The sequence below is a fragment of the Nocardia pseudovaccinii NBRC 100343 genome (assembly GCF_001613225.1).
GTDB lineage: Bacteria > Actinomycetota > Actinomycetes > Mycobacteriales > Mycobacteriaceae > Nocardia > Nocardia pseudovaccinii.
Window position 1 is genome coordinate 1 of sequence record NZ_BDBY01000458.1, and the last position, 3,222, is coordinate 3,222.

Here is a 3,222-nt window from a genome sequence, read left to right on the forward strand (position 1 = left end):
GGTCCGACATCGAACGGATTTTCGCGACATCTCTTCACACCGACCGTAGCCAATGGCCCTGGCCGGGCAGATTACGCACGGCCGTCCCGACCCTTGATCGCCTCGGCGGCCAGTGTCGTTGTGCGGCTGCGAATCTCGGATTAAGGTTCCCAAATGGGAAGTCCCGCGCGATTGACCCTGTGTGAGTGGGCAGCCTGTGATCGCGAGACTCAGACCCGGGTGTTTGGCTGGGCTAGTCACGAACTGATGCCCGCCCACGCGTCGCAGGCGATGATGGCGTTGTCGGTGGCGCGGACGCTGCGGCCCGAGATCCGGCTCCAGGATTGCCTGGCGGCGCACAACTGGGTGGCCTACGACGGGTCAGCAGCCGGTGGCGTTTATCTCCGCTGAGCTGTCGAGGTGGCGTCGGCCGGAGGTGTTCTCGCCGAGCGAGTCGTTCAGCGAGCCGACAGGGCCGTGGATGTCCTTCTCGACACTGGTTGATCCCGAGTTGTGGGGCCGGGGGTACGCGGGTGCAGCCAAGATGGCCGCGTGTGAACAGCCCACGGCGGCGGCCGCGGAGGCTTTCCACGTCTGCATCCGTGACGACAACGCGCGCAGCCTGTCGGCGATCGTCAAGCTCACCGGCATCGAGGACATCGGCACCTCCGTCGACGACGGTCACCATGGGCGGCATTTTCGATGGCGACACGGCTGACTTCAGTCAGGGCAAGTGAGCGATAATGCCGCATATCGGTCCTTCGGGAACGAAGCGTTCGCCAATCAACAGCGCAACAACCTGTTCCACTTCTGTTCCGCTGTCGGTGGCCCCACGACTGGCAACGCGGTTGTCCCACAACGGGGTTCTGGCGCAGGAACCCACAACGGTGGAAAACGACACAGCGGACCTATTCGGCGACATCACGATATGCGGAACAGCGCTCGTGTGCCGACATCTACCCCGAAGCGCCCAGACAGAAAGACATCCCATGAGGCATCGCATCGCCAGGGCCCGACGCGCCGTTGGCCATACTCCTCGACATCTGACCGTCCGCCATGTTCCATGTAAGGAGCTTTCGCCGCAGCATCGGACAATACAAAAGACGCCGTTGCACAGCAGACGTCACCGCCGCGCGACTACGTCGGGAGGGGACGTAGGCATGGACATCGACATCTCCTGCCCCGCTTGTGGGCGCATGGATTGGGTCCAAAGTGTGCCTGCGATCCGCGCGACCGGTGTCCAGACCATCACCGGCACAGACTATTATTCCGGCGTCGGCATCGCTTCCAGCGGCTTAATCCCGGTCGTCGGCTCCGCGACGATCGAACGCACCCAGACTTCGAACCTTGCCGGGGCCCTTCCACTAGCACCGCTGCAACGCACCGCCGGGCGACTCGTTGCGCTGGGCTTGCTGATGTCGGTCCCATTCTTCGGTGCCATCGGTCCGGCGATCTATTCAGTGACCGAGCGACCACCGGGAGCCAGCGAGCCGACCTTGTGGGCAACCGCAGTGTCGGTGGCGGTGGCGGCGGCGTTCCTCCTGGTCTTCGCCATCCCTTCCGTGATCGCGTTCGGAACTGCGATCCGGCGGACTCGGCGAAACTGCCGCATCTCTCGCGGCCTGCCGACTGCACGTGCCGTGTGGAGTGCGGGTCAGTATTGCCATGGGTGTGGTCTGTGCTTCTGGCCGTATTCACCTGCCCCGAATGTCCCTGCTCAGAAGGCGATGCCCCCGCACAATTTCACGTGGGTCGTGTGGAATGCTGGTGGCTACGCCAACATTTGATGGCTGACAGTACGTTGGCTGCAAAGTCCGAGCCGGTCGATCAGCAGGAATATGGACTCGTGGATAGACAATTCCGGCGCGTACACGACATCGGGCTGGTCCTGGCACATCTCACTGCGTCTCTGTAACTACTACTGACTATGCCTGTTGTCACCGACACCTGTTTATCCGCTCTGATATTCGAGCCCATGTTGGGCACAGCATCCACGGTATTATTCATGTTCGGGGTATTGCGGATTTCGACGGCGGCGGTGTCTCGTTGCTATGTAAGCCCTTTCGAGAATCATCACTTGCTGAGCGCGTGGGTTGCGGGCCGCCGATTGGTTGGTGCTCAGCACGCTGGTCTGTGTTATCGGGCTTCGGCCGACCGCCGGTTGAGCCGAGGACTATTGCCCCTGTCTTCGCGCCGTCGTTGGCGGCAGCTATCAGCTGGCGGGCCTGCTTGGGCGTGATTTCGAGCAGTTCGGCGACTTCGTCGTCGGTGTTGCCTTGCTCGCGGATCGTCGCGGCGGCGAGCGCTTGCCGTTGTTGGTGCTCGGCTTTTTCGGTGGCCGCTCGCTCCTTCGCGGCTGTTATCTGCTGCTGTAGCGCAGCGATTCTGTCATCACGCGCCCGCTCGATGTTCGTGATCTCTTGCCACGCGGTGATGTACCGCGTGACCGCTGCGGTGACAGCCTGTTCCCGTTTGCGAGCGGCATCGCGGCGATCACGGATCAGCGCTCGAGAGCGTCGAATTCGTTCGGCGGCTTCTGGTGACCGCGTGCCGCGGGCACGACGGGGCGCGATGTTGTCGTTCATGCCGATCCCTAACCGGCCGATCCGCGCGTCAATCCCCAACCAACAGAATACGCGCCAATCCGCCGGTGACGGATCTGGTGTTCTGCAATTCCGTTGCCCAATCGCTGTGCCGCCCGATCAGTCCTCTCCCGGTGCGGCTGCACCGTCCAATTCCGTTCTGAGCCTGTGTCTTTCGACTGCGCGGACACCACCACGAGACATCTCGCCTTGTCCGCGACATTCCACCATTGCCAGCAAGTAGCTGAAATCTCCCACTGATCCGAACGCCAGGCCCGAGCACGCACTCGGGCCTGGCGTTCTTTCGTGTCCGGAAGGTGTTGAGCCATGCCCGAATCCCCTCCCACTCCCGTGCAGTGTGTCGTGTGCCGGTCGACCGATACCGGTGGCGGGTTCCCAGTTCAGGATCAGTGGGTTTGCCAGCACTGTTTGCCGGATCTGCCTCGCTGTGATGGCTGCCGTCACCGGGGTGTCGCGGTGAACGACACCGCCGAGGAAAATCGGCTGTGCGCGCGGTGTACCGCCGGGTGGGTCGGTTGTGTGTCGTGTCGTCGCCTGACCAGCCCGTACCTGCGCATCGATTCCGGTGAGGTGGTGTGTGGGCGTTGCGCGGAGGTGTTCTTCGACCTGTGCACCAGTTGCAGCCGATTCAGCGCTAGGG

General features: G+C 62.7%; 5 protein-coding genes. 3 read left to right on the forward strand and 2 right to left on the reverse strand.

Annotated features, from left to right (window positions below; genetic code table 11):
* The first annotated feature begins 246 nt into the window (after positions 1–246).
* From NP3_RS48820 to NP3_RS45830, 3 genes are all read left to right on the forward strand, one after another.
* Positions 247–390, forward strand: coding sequence for a hypothetical protein (locus NP3_RS48820; protein ID WP_157125016.1), 144 nt, complete (start codon positions 247–249; stop codon positions 388–390).
* A gap of 70 nt (positions 391–460) precedes the next feature.
* Positions 461–697, forward strand: a complete 237-nt coding sequence (locus NP3_RS45825) for a hypothetical protein (protein ID WP_157125017.1) — start codon at positions 461–463, stop codon at positions 695–697.
* A 442-nt stretch (positions 698–1,139) separates the two neighbouring features.
* Entirely contained in the window at positions 1,140–1,766 is a 627-nt protein-coding gene (locus NP3_RS45830; RefSeq protein WP_157125018.1) for a hypothetical protein, read from the forward strand.
* Between the two features lie 216 nt (positions 1,767–1,982).
* Here NP3_RS45830 and NP3_RS45835 read toward each other — a convergent pair whose 3' ends face one another.
* Together NP3_RS45835 and NP3_RS50160 are read right to left on the reverse strand one after the other, a co-directional pair.
* On the reverse strand, positions 1,983–2,564 hold the full coding sequence (locus NP3_RS45835; RefSeq protein WP_063047951.1) for a hypothetical protein: 582 nt from the start codon (positions 2,562–2,564) through the stop codon (positions 1,983–1,985).
* A gap of 458 nt (positions 2,565–3,022) precedes the next feature.
* Positions 3,023–3,222, reverse strand: a 200-nt coding sequence (locus tag NP3_RS50160; protein WP_218025084.1) for a hypothetical protein, incomplete at its 5' end; no start/stop codon positions are given.